Genomic DNA, 16193 nt, shown 5'->3' on the forward strand with positions numbered 1-16193 from the left:
CTCCTTCTGTCTAGGTTATATTGCAAGCAATTTAATTTGGGATATGCATGTCGATGCATTATTGTTCAAGGGCTATGCAAAAACCTCCGCCACATGCTTCAGCTCTTCGATGATAGGCAGGTTCTGCGGGCAATGCTCCTCGCAGGTGCCGCATTCAACACATTGTGATGCCCGTTCTTTCTCGGAAATCCGGGCAGCATAGGTTTCTTTCAGCATCTTCTTCTGGAAGTCGTTATCGAGTAAATAATACTCGTTCACATAGGTGAAATTGCCCGGAATGTTCACTCCAGCCGGACAAGGCATGCAGTAGGCGCAGCCAGTGCAACTGACTCTCGTCTGGCGGAAAACGTTCCGCGCTTCATTCACAACATCCAGTTCCTGCTTGCTTAAAGAACCGGAATACGCTTCGTTTGCAATCTTCAGGTTTTCTTCTACCTGCTCCATGGTACTCATGCCGCTTAAGGTGACCGCCACATCAGGGTTGTTCCACACCCACCGCAGCGCCCATTCGGCAGGCGTCCGCTTGATATCGGCCTTATCGAAGGCGGCCTGCACTCCGTCCGGAATATCGCGAACCAGCCTGCCGCCCCGCAGCGGTTCCATGACGGCGATGCCGATGCCTTTGGCCGCGGCGTATTCCAGACCTTCGATTCCGGCTTGGAAGTATTCGTCCAGATAATTGTACTGCACCTGACAGAAGGTCCAGTCGTAGGCATCGACGATTTCTTTAAACACCGGCAGTTCGTCGTGGAAGGAGAAGCCGGGATAACGGATTCGTCCGTCTTTTACCGCCGAATCGAGAAACTCTCCGATGCCGAGTTCTTTTACAGTCTTCCAGGTTCCTGCGTTGAGCGCATGCACCAAATAGAAGTCGATATGGTCGGTTTCCAGACGCTCCAGTTGTTCGTTCAGATAGCGGTCCATATCCTCCCGTGTCTTGATCAGCCAGCTGGGCAGCTTGGTGGCGATGTTCACTTTATCGCGGTATCCATCCTTAAGCGCCCGGGCAACAAAAGGCTCGCTCTCCCCGGGTCCCCCCATGCCGTCTCCATGATACGGATAAGCGGTGTCCACATAATTGATCCCGTTGTCGATACCGTAACGCAGCATCGCGATCGCTTTGTCATCGTCGATATTGCGGGCGTTGCCGTCAATTACGGGAAGCCGCATGCAGCCGAAGCCCAGAACGGAGACCATCTCGTTTGTCTTGCCATATTTGCGGTACAACATGGATAAATTCCTCCTAATGATGTGATGTGATATTTTTCACATATAATGCCGCGCGATCATACTTTTTCCGCCGCTTGTTCCCTTTCACGGACCAAATTTTCGTACCATAGCGTCTTGTGCGTGATTTTCTCCAAGAACGATTTCATTTCCTCCACCTTCCGCTCCGTCGAGCGCTGGTGGTCTTGCATAATTTGCAGACGTTCCCTCATGGTGTGGTCGCCCTTGAAAGCCAGCTCGGCAAAATGCTTCACCTTAGCCACAGGCATTCCGGTGTCCCGCAAGCAGCGGATAAAATACAGCCAGTCCAGATCCTCCGGCTCAAACAGCCGATTCCCCCGCTCATCCCGTTTAAGCGCCCTCAAGAGTCCTTCCTGTTCATAATACCTCAGGGTATGGACGGTAAGACCCGTCTGTTCGGCAGCTTCTTTGATGGTTAAGGCCATCCGCGTATCCTCCTTTCCGCTTCAGGACTCTATTTCGTTCTCATCATACACCTTCGAGTGCACTTGAAGTCAACACCGGATTTCAAGTCCTGTAAAATGTGTGAGTGTGTTCCATTCCATAAAAAAACGGCCTCAACAGACGAAAAACGTCCGTGAAGCCGCCTTACTATCAAAGTTAGACTCCTGTTTTTTCCCGTTCCACAACCTCGATCTTGTCCCTGCCGCCATAGAAATCCCACCAGGGGGTCGCGGCCTTGGACAAAATTTCACCCAGACGGATCATTCGCCGCACACCTTCGTCCTTCAGCCACGCCCGCAGCGCTTCGGCTCCATGCTTCCCATAGATCTCGACGCCATCCTGCCAGGTTGCCCGTCCGCACAGCACGCCGGAAAAAGGAACTTCGGCTTCTCCGGCCAGCTCCAACGTCTCCATGAACGTTTCATTAGTAACGCCCGCACTTAAATAAATGAACGGTACGCTCGTCAGACCCGCCGTAGCCTTGAAATGCGCTATCGCCTCTTCTCGCGAATACACGGCTTCGTCGCCTGCGTTGGCCCGGGTGCCCGCCACGTACTTCAGGTTAATCGGAACCTCCACTTTCAGCACGTCGATTTTGTACTTCGGCTGGGTGAACTCCTGCATATATTTTTTCACCTTTTCCGGCTTGGCTTTGGCAAATTCCGCGCTGGCGGAGTCCTTGAGGGTATCGCTGTAAGTGACGGCCTCGAAGAAAAACGGGATATCGACGGAATCGCATTCCGCACCGACCCGTTCAATAAAGGCATGTTTAATCGTGTTGATCTTCTCGTCGTCGTCCGGGTCGTAATACATCAGAATTTTGACGGCATCGGCGCCTTTTTCCGCGTAACGCCGCACCGACCATTCCGGCAGCAGATCCGGCAGCCGCCCTTTTTCCGTGGCATCATAGCCGGTTTCTTCATAAGCGATCAGCAGGCCGGTATCTTTATGCCGGACCGCCGCCGCATCCCAGCCGTACTCCGGGTCGAGCAGAATGGCGCTGGAGTATGGCGTCAGCTCTTCGGATACCAATCTTTTGAATTCCGCAACATGCCGTGCATCCGCTTCGCCTCCAAGCGCGCTCCCAAGCGATTTTCTAAGTGAACCCCGCTGATCAATCGCCGTCGCCACAAACAGCCCCCGGTCATCGGATAGCTTAAGCAGCCGGTCGTATTTTCCTTTGGATATTCTCACACTCATCTGTCGTTCCTCCTTCATCTCCTAATATGGCCCAACAGTTGCCCCGCTATTTCGTATTTAACCGTCAGGATGGAGATCAACCAGGAAACTACAAATCCCGGGTGGAGAACAGACGTAAAGAAATCAAGTAAGAAGCCGCGATAAATACGATGTAGACGGCGCCTCCGACCAGCCATTTTTCGAGACCCAGAGCCGCGCTCTCCAGAATAAAGGTCTTCAGCCCCGGTATCGCATTAATGATGTCTCCCAAATTGGCTGTGCCGAAGATAACGATCATAAAAAACACGGTATTTACATATTGGGATCCCTTGGGTCCTAGCCAGTAGAAAAGAGGCAGGTAGATCGAGGCGATCAGCGGTACCAGTAAAATAGAGACCCCCATTTCACTCCAGCTTATATTCAGACCTTCATATCCCAGCTGCGGCAACACCTGAGACATTACTAGAGTAAATGCAACGCCAATTAGGGTAAAGGGCAGAACCGATACATATTTGGAGACCACGATCATTCTACGGTGTACCGGAAGACTGAGCGAGAATCTGATATTCACATTTCGGACATCCTGCAGGCAGGTGGTAAGAAGCATCATCATAGCGGGCATTGTTACAAGCAGACTCAACCCGAACGGCGCGCTTCCCGTATTCATAATGGACATAAAAATGAGATAGGCAAACAAGAATAACAGATAATTTCGGGATAGCATAAAATCCTTGCGGATCAAGGAAACGAGATTAGACATGAGCCTTGCCTCCTTTTACAGTGAAATACATAATATCTTCCAGCGTCGGCGCTTCGAGCAGCGCATTTCCCTGAAACGCCCTTTCCGCTTCCCGCCGGTCCGGCGCCAAGGCTTCGAACCCGTGAGCCCCTTCCCTGACCCCGACAAAATACTTCAGTACATCCTTGTCCAGCAGCTCGCGACCGCCCTTGACCAGCACATACCGTTCCAGTATTTTATCTTTATTGTCGTTGAAGACGACTTTCCCCCGGTTCATGAAAACGATATAGTCCGCGATCCGGTCGAGATCCGTCGTATTGTGAGTCGAGAAGACGATCGACTTGTTCTCGTCGAGTATTTGCTCCCCGAGCAAATCCAAGAGTTCCCTGCGGAAGACAGGATCGAGCCCAGCGGTCGGTTCGTCCATAAGCAGCAGGTCCGCATCGTGGGACAGCGCCACCGCCAGCGAGAACTTCATCTTCATCCCTCTCGACAGGTCCTTGACTTTGGACTTTTCGGACAGCTCAAACAGGTCCAGGTACCGGGTAAAGGCTGCATCATCCCAATGTTGATAAAAAGGAGCAATCATTTTTCTCATATTCCGGATCGTCATATTCTCATAGAAATAGTTCTCATCGGAGACGTACCCGATGCGTTCCTTGAGGCCTGGGTTATCCGCAAGCATACTGCCGAAGATTCGTACCTCCCCGCTGCTGGGACGCACCATATCCATCATAATCTTGATCAGCGTACTCTTCCCGGCGCCATTGGGTCCGATCAATCCGGTGATAAACCCTTTTTTCACCTCAAACTGCACCTGATTCAGCGCAAACCGTTCAAAAGACTTCGAAACTCCCCGAATTTCCACCACATTGCTCATTCTTGCTCCTCCTCGCCCAGCGTCTTGAATATGTCTACCATTTCCGCAAACCCGATCCCCAGCAGTCTGCTCTCCTCCAACACTTCTTTCATCTTGTCCTCCAAGAGCCGGTATCGCTGTTCACGGATGTACTGCTGATTCATACCGGACACAAAGGAGCCTTTCCCCACTAGAGAATTGACAAGACCTTCCCGCTCTAATTCCTCGTATGCACGCTTTGTCGTAATGACGCTGATCTGCAAATCCTTAGCCAATTGACGGATCGAAGGCAGGGGGGCCCCTGCGGTAAGCTCGCCCTGTAAAATCAACTGCCGGATCTGGCTTACAATCTGCGCATAAATCGGTTCTCCCGATGAGTTGGATAAAATAATGTTCATCCTTCACCTCATTCCGCTGCAATGTAATTAATGTATATATATTATATATACAATATAACCATTTTTGTCAACGATATTCCCCTCTTTTTCCTGCAATTGGGCTTCAACGAAGTCAAAAAAGCACACCCTGCGCTCTTGGCAGCAGAATGTGCAAAAAAAAGACACCGGATACCGGTGCCATGCAAGCCTTGCTCTATTTGTATTTTGCTCCAGCCTTAATTTTGTTCGCCGTCTAGCCTTATTCGTAGGAGCTTTGCTCATTCTCCTTGTAGCCTTTGTCTCTGCGAAGCATTTCCTTGCGCCGGTCCATCTGCTCTTGCTCCATCTGATTAGCCTCATGGGAGGTCGGCGCCGTCTTCTCCAAATCTTTTACCGTGTTGATCAAATTTTTGTCGGGACTCATGGCAATTCTCTCCTTAACCATTCTTTGATACCTTAAATAGTGTCTCGGTCTGGAAGGAAAAATATGCATGGTTGCCCTAGTACGCTCCATTAATTAGTGTTAAGCGACAGGCCGATGATCTCCGACCGGCTGGCCAGGCGGATCGGCGGACCCCAGGTTCCATATCCGGAAGAAACAATGACATGCAGATTCTCTTTATTCAGATAGCCCCAGTCCAGCTCGAACAGACGTCTTGTAATCCAGTGGATGGGCGCGATTTGTCCCCGGTGCGTGTGCCCGGAGAGAAGCACGTCAACGCCGGCCTTGGCGGCGGCCTCAAATCCTGTCGGCTGGTGATCCATCATGATGACGGGACGCGTCAAATCCAGACCTTCCAGCAGGGAGGCGACACTCTTGCGGCCTTCGCTGTCCATACTCTCCGCCGCTTTGTCCTTCCTGCCTACAATGTATACTCCGGCGGTCTCGGCTACCTCGTCCTGAAGCACGCGTATGCCAACTTCGTTCATTAGATCCGTATATTTCTTGATATCCCCGCCATAATATTCATGATTGCCCAGCACGGCGAACACGCCGTAACGGGCCTTCAGCTTGCCTAGCTGCTCGCTCATCCGGTGGCGGACGAACGGCTCCACGCTGTCATCAAGCACATCCCCCGCAAATAAAACAATATCCGGCTGCATCGCATTCATCCGGTTGACCATTTTCTTCAAATGACGGTTGCCGACAATGTCGCCAAGATGAAGGTCGGATGCGACGGCGATCGTTAGATCTCTCTCAAACTGCTTGGGAAGCCCAAGCGTGTGAACGCGCAGCACCGTGCTCCACGCATTCCGGGAGCCCCACACGATAAATACCGCCAGCAGCGCCACAATTACCGCGCCCGCTTCGGATATATAACCGGAAACATCGGTGCCAGCAAGGGATAAAATCCAGTAGAGCAAATCAGCCACGGGCAATAGAATGATAGCAAACTGCATCAGGGCCAGATAATACGAGCCGATGACCTTAAGAAATCTGGCGAGCGGCTTAAGAACAGGCGGCAGGGGAGTTCTGCAAATAATATATGCTAGAGCGATTACCCAAAAGACCGGCCAGAACACTGTCTGGCTCATCCCGGGAAGCCAATTCCGTACAAGCAGCCACGCATGGTAGCCGATATAGAAATTGACCAGGCCGAGCAGCAGTACGCCTCCAGCAATGGAAAGGATCAATCTTATTCTCTTCATTCCTATGTCTCCTTTGACCATATTTCTCTATGCGGATATATAGAATATCATTCTTTATTATAATACTAAATGCACTTGTGCCCAATATTACGTGTGACTCCACAGTTTGTAAACGTTCAAAAAAAGGAAGCCGTTCCTCTTTCCCGCAGGAGAGAGAGACGGCTTCCATGTTCTTGCTGCCAAAGCAATTATGTTAAAATATGTCCGCCTTCCGTGTGAAGGACGGTTCCGGTCACAAAGCCATTTTGGAGCAGGTAGAGTACGCTTTGTGCGACATCCTCCGCTTTGCCCACCCGCTTAACCGGGAGTTTGCCTGCTACCGCAGTGTAGAAATCATTGCGCGCGTCTTCAGCCATTTTGCTGCGTGAAGGCGTATCGATAATACCCGGCGACACGATATTCACACGGATTGGAGCAAGTTCCAAAGCCAAGGTTTGGCCAAGACTCGACACCGCCGCGTTAACCGCGCCCAATACAGACGATCCAACCATCGATTTATAGGCGACTACGCCAGAGAATAAGGTAATTGAACCGTTCGCTGCAATGTTCGGCGCCCCGTATTTAGCGGCATAGTATTGACCCCAAAATTTGTTCTCGAACAACTGACGGGCTTGCGCCGTATCCGTGTGAAGGAAGGACCCGCCGGATGTTTCCGCCGCGCTAACGACAAGATGATCGAACGTCCCGATTTTTTCAAAAAAAGCTTGTACCTGCTGTTCATCCGTCGTATCCAACGTATAAGCCGCAGCCTTGGCTCCCAGTTGCTCTTTCGCCTTCTGCAGTTTGTCTTCCGAGCGGCTGGCAATGATCACTTCTGCTCCAAGAGCAATTGCTTGTTTAGCGGTTTCCAGGCCAATGCCGGAGCTTCCGCCGATAATTACGATTTTTTGATTTTGCAGCATGAGAATTCCTCCTATTTTATGGGATATATTAGTAATTCAGCACTTCATTTAAATGCGCACCCAGTTCGGATACGAATTTGTCCAGCTTCGGATTTTTGATGACATCGTAGCAAGCGAAGCTCTTCAAAGGCTGCATGCCGAGAAATTCCTGCACACGGTGCAAATGAGCGAGCGCTCCTTCCAAGCTCTCCCCTTTAAAGAACTGCGCCGGATCGTTAAATGCTTTTTCCGGGGCATTCCAGGTTGTCGAGAACATATATTTCTTGCCGGTTAACAGCCCGCCTTTTCCATATTCATCCGCACCCTTGAAAAATACGCCGTATTCATAAACTTCATCCATATACGTCTTGAGCAGCCCGGGAACACTGAACCAGTAGATCGGAGTTTGGTAAATGACTACATCCGCCCAAAGAAATTTCTTATGCTCTTCTAGGATGTTGTATCCGTTTTGAATCGTTGTGGTTTGCACTTGATTCTGTTCACTTAAATAACTCACCATGCTATCCACCAGGGTTTGGTTCAATTTCCCCTCTGCTGAACCATATTTTTGGTGACCGTTAATGATAAGTATATTTTTCATTGTCTCCATCTCCTTATTGGTAGATCTGATCACAACGATATTATATATGCAGTAAATTCATTTATGGAAGTAGTGATATTTAATTCATATAGTTTCCGAAAGGATATTATTGTGGTATGATAAGCTATATCAAGTCAAAAATATTTTTGGGAGGATGCTTCGATGAGTAAAGTCGAACCGATCGTTCTGACCAAAGGAACACCGGGCGAGCCTTGCCCCATTGCCAAAACGCTGGATGTCATTGGGACGAAATGGACCTTTTTAATTATTCGGGATCTGCTTATCGAAGGAACGATGCGTTTCAGCGACCTGCTGAGATCCATGGATGGAATTAGTCCGAAGACACTGTCGCTTCGTCTTAAAGAATTGGAGGACCATGGGGTACTGGAAAGAACGGTATATCCGGAGGTTCCTCCGCGTGTAGAATATACGTTAACGGAGAAAGGGAAACGGCTTGAGGGGATTTTTATTGAATTAAAGAGATTTGGGTTGCATTTGTAAAAAAATAAGCCAACCGGAAGTTTCCGGCTGACCTCAGTATAAGAAAAACGGCAGTTCAGGACGCAATCGCCGCCCCGGCTGCCGCTTTTTTAAAAAACCGCTTGCTATGTTGCTATGTACCAGATACTACGCTTTCGCACGCTGTTCGGCCATGTAATCCCCAATCAGCTTGTCGCATTTGTTAATGTGGGTAATCAGCCAGTCCGTCAAAGTGCGGTTCAGCTTGATGGTAGTCAGAACGGAGACACCTTTGGTCTGGATTGCTTCTTCCAGCTCAAGAACCGTCTTGACGAAATCGGCATGCTCCTTCTGATGCTCAGCTAATTCCGGGAAGTGGATGTCATTCATCAATTCCTCTTCACTGCCGAAATGCTCAATGGTGTAGTCCTTTAAAAACTTGAGTGTCTCTTCGATCTTCTCGCGCCCTTGCTGATTCGAGCAGGCATCAAAGAACTCGTTCAGCTTGACCAGCAGCTGTCTGTGCTGACAATCGATTTTCTCTACTCCAATTTCGTACGATTCCCGCCAGGCTATCATGTCCGTATCGCTTCCTTTTGCCATAAAATTCAATTATTCTTCTCTTCATTCTCTCTCTTTCGACTGGAAAAAACAGTTAACAACATCACACGACAAAAAAAGCCTGATTTCTCAGGCTTCAATGGCAGCAGCTGATTTACGCATATTTATCACTCTAATAGCCAGCAACGAGGCGAACAAGCACAGAAAGCCTGCGGTCACGAAAGGAACCGTGTAACTGCCGAGCCATTGTCTCATCACGCCGGCGCCGTAAGCGGCCGCTGAAGCGCCGAGCTGATGAGCGACCAAAATCCAGCCGAATACCATCCCCGCTTTCTCTCTGCCAAAATGATCAGCGGTTATTTTGACAGTCGGCGGCACGGTTGCGATCCAGTCCAGCCCGTAGAATACGGCAAATACCAGCAGAAGCGTATAACCCCCGTTCAATGCGTAGGGCAGGAAGATAAGCGACAATCCCCGAAGGCCATAATACCAGAACAGCAGCCATCTGCTGTCAAAACGGTCGGACAGCCAGCCCGACAGCGTCGTACCGACCATATCGAACATTCCCATCAGGGCGAGCAGCCCCGCAGCCGTCACAACCGGGATGCCAAAGTCGCCGCAGGCCGGAATCAGATGCGTGCCGATAAGGCCGTTGGTCGAGAATCCGCAGAAGAAAAAAGTGCCTGCCAGCTGCCAAAATGTGCCGCTCTTCACCGCATCCTTCAGCGCAAGCAGCGGAGCAAGAAACAGATTGCCGTAGAGCGGTGCGGGCGGAACGATCTCCGTCTCTCCAAGCGGAGGAACACCGGCATTGTAAGGATGATCTTTCATCCAAACCGCCACAATGGGAATCAGCACGATCAACACCGCGATGGTTGTGTAAATGGAAAAACGCCAGCCGAGCCCAACCGAGATCTTCGCCAGAAGAGGCAGGAACAGCAGCTGCCCCGTCGCCGCGCTGGCCGTAAGAATGCCAACAACAAGCCCTCTGTGCTTCACGAACCAGCGCCCTGCCACCGTAACGCCCAGCACGTTAGCCAATGCCCCTGTGGCCAGGCCTATGACAACACCCCAAAGCGCGATGAACTGCCAGAGCTCCGTCATAAACGATGTTAACGCTAAGCTGCCCGCCAGCAAACCCAGCGTCAGCAGCATGATGCGGCGAACGCCAAAGCGGGTCATCAGCGCAGCGGAGAAAGGTCCCATCAACCCGTACAGAAATATGCGGATCGACAATGCGCCGGACACCGCAGAGCGGCTCCAGCCGAATTCTTTTTCAAACTGCAGCATCAATACGCTAGGAATCGAACTAATGCCCGCCGATACCAGCAATACGAAAAAAACGATCGATACCACAGTCCAGCCATAATACCACCGGGGAGCTTTATTTCTTAGCGGCATCCCTTCACTCCTATCCCTATCCTTATCTTTATCTATCATTGCTTATATATCATATAATCGGGATTGCTACAATTACCAGGGCAGAGGCTGACCCATATAAAAGAACTAAGAATCAGCGAAAAGTGGATGCACGTGCTTAATATCACGGCTTATGTAAACTGGTGCGCCGCCAATATTGCCGGCGCCCTCCTTGGACAGTGGATTGCCAGCCCTGAGCGGCTTGGCCTTGATTATGCGCTGCCGGCCATGTTCATCGGACTGCTGGTCCTGTCATTCTGAGCCGGCGCAAAATTCGCACCGATACGATTGTCGGTCTGACTGCCGCAGCAGTAGCGGTCGGCGTTTCTCTATGGATCTCCCCCACTGCCGGGGTCATTGCGGCAACAGTTATAGCGGCGACTCTTGGAATGGCGGTGGAACAATGGATGTCAGTAACGAAATTCAGAATAGTGACAGTGGGCATTGTGTCGCTGATGCTGCTGCGTCTTGTGCTTTAAGTAGTCAGCAGCGGTTTAAGCTCGTCAATCACTCCCTGAAGCTGGGACGAGCATTGCTCGTACAGCTTTTTGGTGTCCTTATTATTAGCGGACAGTCCGAACAGTTCCAAATCGGCTTCGCATTTTTTCAACAGGGCGTATAGCTCCGGCTTCTCCTGCGGCTGAGGGACTTGAGCATTATCTGCATACAAATCGACAGTCAGATCCCCGTAGGCATCGACTTGGCCCAAGTAAATGTCCTGCAAGTTAAGCTCCTGCTTCTCAAGCTCATCCAGCAGCCACTTTGGAGTCTTCCCCATCATATCAAGCGCTTCAGGCATCAATTTTCCGTCCATAATGACAGCCTGGGTTTCTTTTTCCGGAGCCACCTTAATTCCCAGATGCTTCGCAGTAAGCGGTTGATTCTCGCGAGTCAGCAGCACATTGATCTCTCCGCTTGACTCCATAATTGCAAACTCCACATCGGCCACCTTGAATACGTCCTTTCCCCGCAGCATTTCCAGCAGCTCGTCCGTCGTCAGACGCTCTTTTTTCATATTCTCTTCGAGGATCTTGCCGTCCTTGATCAGCACAGTCGCTTTAAAATCGATAAAGTCTCTGGCTCTCTTGCTCTTGAGCTGCAGAAATTCGATTCCAAAAGAAATAACGGTCCATACCAGAATCGCGATCATACCCAGATGCCAGTGCTTATCCGTATCCATCGAGACGTAAGCTGCCAAACTGCCAAGCGTAATCCCCGTAATATATTCGAAAAAAGAAAGCTGGGATACCTGTCTTTTGCCAAGCATCTTTGTTAACAGAAAAAGTACGACCACCGCGAACATGGTCCGAAAAATAACCTCCAGCCAAGTTGGCATTTGAGCGCCCTCCTCATTGTTTCTTGGTGTTCTTAACAAGTTCATTATTTCTCGGGGCTTGCAAAACTATGCGAAAATGTCCCGTTGCTGTTTCTGTCCTAACAAAACACCGACCGGTGAATAAATGCTGCCTAAAGAGCAAATATTAGTGAACGGCTCATTACATTACGCCAATACATTACGCCAACACAGGAGGAATTAACAATGACTGTAGCTTCCGATGTAAAAACTTGCCTTTCATCACTGAAAAGCGCTCAAGCCAGCCTTGAACAGTTCGCACTGAGCACTCAAAATCAGCAAGCCAAAACACTGTTCACTAGTGCCGCGCAGCAAACTCAGCAAATCGTACAACAAGTGGAAAGCCGGGTTCAGGACCTGGAAAATGAAGAGCCACAATACAAAGGGTTTTAATAAAAAGGCAAAAGGCCTCATTCTCCACCGGTCAGTGGGGAGTGAGGCCTTTCTTTTCGTTAGCTTACGATCCACACCGGTCACCCGGCACATCCTCATTTTCATCCAAACTGCTTAAACTCCTGCAAAAATTTCTCGATATTCCCGTTCCATCTGTTGCCGCTCGCATCCAGAAGCCCCAGCACACTCTTGATCGTCTTCAAAATTCTGCTGTCCCCCGTCCCGTTCTGCACCGCCTTTTCATAGGCTTGTCTTAGCTTGGGATCGATGGTAGTTGGTTGCCCGCTCGTGCCATATTCATAGGCAGGTGTATTGTTGGAGCCGTAAAAGACGAACATCTCCATCAGTTGGAGCTTGTCTTTAACCGCAGCGGTGCGGTTGGACTTCGGGTACTGTTTTACAAAGGATTCCAGGGCAAGCGCCCGATTAATCAGCTCATCCCATGTAATGACAATGGCGGCATCGCTCAGGGCCGGCTTATTGGAATCGGCAGCCATCAGATCAATATAGGCGGCGATATCCTTCCCGATATAAGGCTTAAAGAATTTGAACCCCTCGTAATGCATTACGGGGTAGTACATGCCTTCACTGGTCTCCAGCTTATAGCCGTAACCGTAAGATTCGGTCAATATGGCGCGAACGCCCGGATCTCTAATGGTGTTCAGCAAGCTGCTGTAGGTGAGTCCCGTTTGCAGCCCATTCTTGCGGACAGCAGCGTCAATTGCCTTCTGTACCTTCTCCGGAAAGAACTTCTCGGAAAAAGCGTTCAGTCTCGCCTTTTGCGCATTTTCGAGCTGAAGCACCATGACGGTTGCCCGCCAGGAATCGGCTCTTTTTATATTATTTAGTAAATAATTACGCGCCTGGATTAAGCTTGTTGGCGTCTTTACCGAGTTTTTCAAATATTTCTGGAATTGGTTGTATACGCTTAAGCTTTGTTCGGCGGTTACAGCCGAAGCTGCCGATACGGAAGGGGCCAATGCCGCTGCGCCTACCCCGGAGCCCAAAGCGATCGCCAGACCGAGCAGCGCCCCTCTTTTTATTTTTGCGGATGTTGCAAGTAGAGTCTTCATGTTCATCCTTCTTTCTTAGTTGTTATGCTGTGTATTACCCTCTAGACGCGCACACGCCGCAATTTGTTGCAGCTGAACAGACAAGAAGCTTTCACGTTCGTTCTAGAACAGCTCCCATTTCGGCGAAAAGACCCCCGGCATTCCGCCGAGGGCCTTTAGAACAGTTGGGATTTCGTTTAGTGCATAGAGCCTTCCTGCGGATGGCGGACGACAACACGCTTCAGGAAGAAAGCGATGACGAGACCGATAATGGTCAGTGCCGTAGCGAAGATAAAGGCGTGCTGAACCCCTTGAGTAAAAGCTGGAATCAGATGAACCGGGTCCTGCGGATTCTCCACGCTCTCCAGGTAACTTTTGGAGCCAGCCGTCATGATGCTGATGGCAAGCGCCGTGCCAACAGCTCCGGCAACCTGCTGGAGCGTGTTCATAATGGCTGTGCCATGCGGATACAGCTCAAGCGGGAGCTGGTTAATACCGTTCGTCTGCGCCGGCATGAACACCATCGATACGCCGATCATCAGCGCGCTGTGCAGCACAATCGTGAACGCAACCGAGGAAGCCGGGTTAATGTCCGCAAAGAGCCACAGCGTCGCTGCAACAATAATCAGACCCGGAATAACAAGCCACTTCGGCCCGAATTTATCGAACAGCCTGCCCATTAGCGGCGACATCAAGCCATTGATAAGTCCCCCCGGAAGCAGCATAAGCCCGGCCTTGAACGGACTAAACCCTTGTCCATTCTGAAGATACAGCGGAAGGATCAGCATGGCGGCCAGAATGACCATCATACAGATAAAAATCATCAGCAATCCAACGACAAACATCGGATACTTGAACGCGCGCAAATCCATCAGCGGCTGCTTCATCGTCAACTGGCGCCATACGAACAGCACCAGCGACACAACTCCGACGGCGATGGATATGAGCACTTTGGGATTGTTCCAGCCATCCGCTTCTCCTGCGCTGCTGAAGCCAAATACGACGCCGCCGAAGCCGACGGTGGAGAGCAGAATCGAGAACCAATCGATCGCGGGCTTTGTTACCTCCGTTATATTTTGCATATATATCATGCCAAAAATCAGTGCGATTACGAGAAACGGCAGCGGCAGCCAGAAAATCCAATGCCAGCTCAGGTTCTCAATAAGCAGACCGGCAATGGTCGGGCCGGTGGCAGGTGCCACCATAATGACTAGGCCGATCATGCCCATGGCCGCGCCTCTTTTTTCAGCCGGAATAAGCACCAGAATCGTATTGAACAACAGCGGCAGCAGCAGCGCCGTTCCCATCGCCTGCACCACCCGGGCAATCAGCAAAGAGCCGAAGCTTGGCGATGCGGCAGCCAGAAACGTTCCAATGATGGAGAAAGCCAAAGAGGCAATAAACAATTGTCTCGTCGTGAACCGCTGAAGCAGCAGGCCCGAGATAGGCACAAGAATTCCCAGGGTCAGCAAATAAGCCGTAGTCAGCCACTGGGCCGTGGCCGGCGTAATATTCAGTGCGTCCATCAATACGCTAAGCGCGACGTTAAGCGCCGTTTCACTAAACATGCCGATAAAGCCGCTAAGGAGCAGCGCGATCAGGATCGGCATTTTCCTGATCTTTTCCAGGTCTATAGCTGTAGACTGCATAGTTTCTCCCACTCTTAATTCCTCCTGGTATCTTAATGTATTCTTCTCTCTATGTCTTGTACGCGCTTAAAGTATAACCGAACATAAGTTCTAACACAAGAAGTTTCCAGCAAAAGATTGATCCCCTTACTCAATTCATGATAACAATCAATCTACTCAATAAAATCATAATTTTAAACTAAAAGTCAATGTCTTTCACTTTCATAATAGCCTGGAAGATACTATAATATAATTATTCCAATATTCGAGGTGGGTATTATGGCCGATACGTTAAAGGGGATTCCCAGACCGCTCGTCAGGGTCAATCAATCCGTCATTGTTTTGTCCGTGCTTCTGACCTGGTTAACCGGCTTTTACTGGTTTCTGGCCATTCCGCTGGCCGCCGGGCTGCTCGGCCTTATTTTTCACTTCAATCCTGTGATCCGCCTCTCTGCCCGGTTTCTGAGGAAAGACCGTTCCGCCTATATTCTCGAAGATGAGGATCAGCAAAGCTTCAATCAGACCATCGCCGTACTCTGCCTGGCCGCCGGGCTCATCAGCTATCTTGGCGGCTATTTAATCTCGGCGTATATTTTCACCGCTATTGTAGCTGCCGCGGCTTTCGTTGCCATACTCGGCTTCTGCATTGGCTGTTTCATCCATTATCAATGGAAAATGTACACCTATAGACGGAAACAAGGCAGCCCCCGCTGAGGCTGCCTTGTTTTTTTAGGGAAGCTGCGGGCAGCGACGGCACTGTTATCCGTCTCAAGCCATAGCCTGACGGTCATTACTCCCTGTCGTTCTCTTCGCCAACAACCGACCAGCGATGGCGGAACTTTTCAAGCCGGGGATGTGGAGCGAGCGGCGCTTCCGGCAGGAGCAGGCGCAGCTTCTTAATCCATTCTTCGAAAGAGGAGAATGAGGCGAACAGATTAGCCGTCTCCAGAGTAAGGTACAGAAAATGCGGCGCCGGATAACGCTCGGTTAAGTGACGCAGGGCCGAGTCGATCGGCGTATACTTTTTCCGCTTGCCCTCCAGGTTCTCCACCGTAATGTAGGAAGCGCCCTGCTCCCTTTTCCACTCGTGGAGACGGTCTTCCCTTTTATAATATGAGCTGGCGGGCTCCTTGGACATTCTGCGCACCGTTTCCTCATGCAGCGGATAGAGCACTAGCTTACTGAAGTTTTTGTCCAGCGCCGCCTGGGCCGCCGCTCTAAGCTCCTCATCGGTCGTATGCTCAAAGGAATCGTAATAGATTAGCGTCCCTCTGCGTTTCTCAACCTGCGGCTCATAGCCGTAAGGCACATACTGTACTTCCCGTCCCATTGGTTGACCTCCCGGTGTG

Annotated in this window: 20 protein-coding genes; 4 read left to right on the forward strand and 16 right to left on the reverse strand. The window is 50.5% G+C overall.

The window, feature by feature from the left end:
* Window positions 1–72: 72 nt before the first annotated feature.
* The 10 genes from VK70_RS10410 to VK70_RS10450 all read right to left on the reverse strand — a co-directional run bounded on the left by VK70_RS10410 (window position 73) and on the right by VK70_RS10450 (window position 7978).
* Window positions 73–1230, reverse strand: a complete 1158-nt coding sequence (locus VK70_RS10410; RefSeq protein ID WP_025698357.1) for an aldo/keto reductase — start codon at window positions 1228–1230, stop codon at window positions 73–75.
* A 56-nt stretch (window positions 1231–1286) separates the two neighbouring features.
* Entirely contained in the window at window positions 1287–1673 is a 387-nt protein-coding gene (locus VK70_RS10415) for a MerR family transcriptional regulator (protein ID WP_025698355.1), read from the reverse strand.
* Between the two features lie 175 nt (window positions 1674–1848).
* Entirely contained in the window at window positions 1849–2892 is a 1044-nt protein-coding gene (locus VK70_RS10420; protein ID WP_025698353.1) for a tagatose 1,6-diphosphate aldolase, read from the reverse strand.
* An 88-nt stretch (window positions 2893–2980) separates the two neighbouring features.
* Window positions 2981–3631, reverse strand: coding sequence for an ABC-2 transporter permease (locus VK70_RS10425; protein ID WP_025698351.1), 651 nt, complete (start codon window positions 3629–3631; stop codon window positions 2981–2983).
* Window positions 3624–4490, reverse strand: coding sequence for an ABC transporter ATP-binding protein (locus tag VK70_RS10430; RefSeq protein WP_025698349.1), 867 nt, complete (start codon window positions 4488–4490; stop codon window positions 3624–3626). Before VK70_RS10430 ends, VK70_RS10425 begins: the two co-directional genes overlap by 8 nt.
* Window positions 4487–4867: a GntR family transcriptional regulator gene (locus VK70_RS10435; RefSeq protein ID WP_025698347.1), complete on the reverse strand. Its 381-nt coding sequence runs from the start codon at window positions 4865–4867 to the stop codon at window positions 4487–4489. Before VK70_RS10435 ends, VK70_RS10430 begins: the two co-directional genes overlap by 4 nt.
* A 238-nt stretch (window positions 4868–5105) precedes the next feature.
* On the reverse strand, window positions 5106–5270 hold the full coding sequence (locus VK70_RS28530) for a hypothetical protein (protein ID WP_169733343.1): 165 nt from the start codon (window positions 5268–5270) through the stop codon (window positions 5106–5108).
* A gap of 89 nt (window positions 5271–5359) precedes the next feature.
* A complete protein-coding gene (locus VK70_RS10440; RefSeq protein WP_046723249.1) occupies window positions 5360–6496 on the reverse strand; it encodes a metallophosphoesterase in 1137 nt (378 codons plus the stop codon).
* Between the two features lie 188 nt (window positions 6497–6684).
* Window positions 6685–7404: an SDR family oxidoreductase gene (locus VK70_RS10445; RefSeq protein ID WP_324607999.1), complete on the reverse strand. Its 720-nt coding sequence runs from the start codon at window positions 7402–7404 to the stop codon at window positions 6685–6687.
* A 22-nt stretch (window positions 7405–7426) separates the two neighbouring features.
* Entirely contained in the window at window positions 7427–7978 is a 552-nt protein-coding gene (locus VK70_RS10450) for an NAD(P)H-dependent oxidoreductase (RefSeq protein WP_025695848.1), read from the reverse strand.
* A gap of 162 nt (window positions 7979–8140) precedes the next feature.
* Between VK70_RS10450 and VK70_RS10455 the strand changes: the two genes are divergently transcribed.
* Complete coding sequence (locus VK70_RS10455; protein ID WP_025695847.1) at window positions 8141–8479, forward strand: winged helix-turn-helix transcriptional regulator; 339 nt, start codon at window positions 8141–8143, stop codon at window positions 8477–8479.
* 126 nt (window positions 8480–8605) lie between these two features.
* Here the strand turns inward: VK70_RS10455 and VK70_RS10460 are convergent, their stop codons facing one another.
* Both VK70_RS10460 and VK70_RS10465 read right to left on the reverse strand, forming a co-directional pair.
* Entirely contained in the window at window positions 8606–9040 is a 435-nt protein-coding gene (locus VK70_RS10460; protein ID WP_233277842.1) for a bacteriohemerythrin, read from the reverse strand.
* Between the two features lie 87 nt (window positions 9041–9127).
* Window positions 9128–10399, reverse strand: a complete 1272-nt coding sequence (locus VK70_RS10465; RefSeq protein WP_046723251.1) for an MFS transporter — start codon at window positions 10397–10399, stop codon at window positions 9128–9130.
* Between the two features lie 132 nt (window positions 10400–10531).
* On the opposite strand from VK70_RS10465, the gene VK70_RS28295 reads away from it, so the two are divergent.
* On the forward strand, window positions 10532–10678 hold the full coding sequence (locus VK70_RS28295) for a hypothetical protein (RefSeq protein WP_155986934.1): 147 nt from the start codon (window positions 10532–10534) through the stop codon (window positions 10676–10678).
* Window positions 10679–10892: 214 nt separating this feature from the next.
* Here the strand turns inward: VK70_RS28295 and VK70_RS10475 are convergent, their stop codons facing one another.
* Window positions 10893–11753, reverse strand: a complete 861-nt coding sequence (locus tag VK70_RS10475) for a DUF421 domain-containing protein (RefSeq protein WP_025696510.1) — start codon at window positions 11751–11753, stop codon at window positions 10893–10895.
* 204 nt (window positions 11754–11957) lie between these two features.
* Here VK70_RS10475 and VK70_RS10480 point away from each other — a divergent pair, with 204 nt between their 5' ends.
* The gene (locus tag VK70_RS10480) at window positions 11958–12164 is read left to right on the forward strand and encodes a DUF1657 domain-containing protein (protein WP_025690544.1); all 207 of its coding nucleotides are present in this window, start codon (window positions 11958–11960) and stop codon (window positions 12162–12164) included.
* A gap of 101 nt (window positions 12165–12265) precedes the next feature.
* On the opposite strand, the gene VK70_RS26450 is transcribed toward VK70_RS10480, so the two are convergent.
* Complete coding sequence (locus VK70_RS26450; protein WP_052755996.1) at window positions 12266–13237, reverse strand: hypothetical protein; 972 nt, start codon at window positions 13235–13237, stop codon at window positions 12266–12268.
* Between the two features lie 176 nt (window positions 13238–13413).
* Window positions 13414–14865 (reverse strand): DHA2 family efflux MFS transporter permease subunit, encoded by a 1452-nt coding sequence (locus VK70_RS10490; RefSeq protein ID WP_025698056.1) that lies wholly within the window; start codon window positions 14863–14865, stop codon window positions 13414–13416.
* A 258-nt stretch (window positions 14866–15123) separates the two neighbouring features.
* Between VK70_RS10490 and VK70_RS10495 the strand changes: the two genes are divergently transcribed.
* On the forward strand, window positions 15124–15558 hold the full coding sequence (locus VK70_RS10495; RefSeq protein ID WP_025698054.1) for a DUF4395 domain-containing protein: 435 nt from the start codon (window positions 15124–15126) through the stop codon (window positions 15556–15558).
* A gap of 76 nt (window positions 15559–15634) precedes the next feature.
* Here the strand turns inward: VK70_RS10495 and VK70_RS10500 are convergent, their stop codons facing one another.
* Complete coding sequence (locus VK70_RS10500; RefSeq protein ID WP_025698052.1) at window positions 15635–16174, reverse strand: hypothetical protein; 540 nt, start codon at window positions 16172–16174, stop codon at window positions 15635–15637.
* Between the last annotated feature and the right edge of the window lie 19 nt (window positions 16175–16193).

Origin of the sequence: Paenibacillus durus ATCC 35681, from assembly GCF_000993825.1 — a bacterium.
Taxonomy (GTDB): Bacteria; Bacillota; Bacilli; order Paenibacillales; family Paenibacillaceae; genus Paenibacillus_AQ; species Paenibacillus_AQ durus_B.

Coding starts and splice junctions, on each gene's coding strand:
- VK70_RS10410 (WP_025698357.1), bottom strand. CDS start 1,230: ATGTTGTACCGCAAATATGGCAAGACAAACGAGATGGTCTCCGTTCTG.
- VK70_RS10415 (WP_025698355.1), bottom strand. CDS start 1,673: ATGGCCTTAACCATCAAAGAAGCTGCCGAACAGACGGGTCTTACCGTC.
- VK70_RS10420 (WP_025698353.1), bottom strand. CDS start 2,892: ATGAGTGTGAGAATATCCAAAGGAAAATACGACCGGCTGCTTAAGCTA.
- VK70_RS10425 (WP_025698351.1), bottom strand. CDS start 3,631: ATGTCTAATCTCGTTTCCTTGATCCGCAAGGATTTTATGCTATCCCGA.
- VK70_RS10430 (WP_025698349.1), bottom strand. CDS start 4,490: ATGAGCAATGTGGTGGAAATTCGGGGAGTTTCGAAGTCTTTTGAACGG.
- VK70_RS10435 (WP_025698347.1), bottom strand. CDS start 4,867: ATGAACATTATTTTATCCAACTCATCGGGAGAACCGATTTATGCGCAG.
- VK70_RS28530 (WP_169733343.1), bottom strand. CDS start 5,270: ATGAGTCCCGACAAAAATTTGATCAACACGGTAAAAGATTTGGAGAAG.
- VK70_RS10440 (WP_046723249.1), bottom strand. CDS start 6,496: ATGAAGAGAATAAGATTGATCCTTTCCATTGCTGGAGGCGTACTGCTG.
- VK70_RS10450 (WP_025695848.1), bottom strand. CDS start 7,978: ATGAAAAATATACTTATCATTAACGGTCACCAAAAATATGGTTCAGCA.
- VK70_RS10455 (WP_025695847.1), top strand. CDS start 8,141: ATGAGTAAAGTCGAACCGATCGTTCTGACCAAAGGAACACCGGGCGAG.
- VK70_RS10460 (WP_233277842.1), bottom strand. CDS start 9,040: ATGGCAAAAGGAAGCGATACGGACATGATAGCCTGGCGGGAATCGTAC.
- VK70_RS10465 (WP_046723251.1), bottom strand. CDS start 10,399: ATGCCGCTAAGAAATAAAGCTCCCCGGTGGTATTATGGCTGGACTGTG.
- VK70_RS10475 (WP_025696510.1), bottom strand. CDS start 11,753: ATGCCAACTTGGCTGGAGGTTATTTTTCGGACCATGTTCGCGGTGGTC.
- VK70_RS10480 (WP_025690544.1), top strand. CDS start 11,958: ATGACTGTAGCTTCCGATGTAAAAACTTGCCTTTCATCACTGAAAAGC.
- VK70_RS26450 (WP_052755996.1), bottom strand. CDS start 13,237: ATGAAGACTCTACTTGCAACATCCGCAAAAATAAAAAGAGGGGCGCTG.
- VK70_RS10490 (WP_025698056.1), bottom strand. CDS start 14,865: ATGCAGTCTACAGCTATAGACCTGGAAAAGATCAGGAAAATGCCGATC.
- VK70_RS10495 (WP_025698054.1), top strand. CDS start 15,124: ATGGCCGATACGTTAAAGGGGATTCCCAGACCGCTCGTCAGGGTCAAT.
- VK70_RS10500 (WP_025698052.1), bottom strand. CDS start 16,174: ATGGGACGGGAAGTACAGTATGTGCCTTACGGCTATGAGCCGCAGGTT.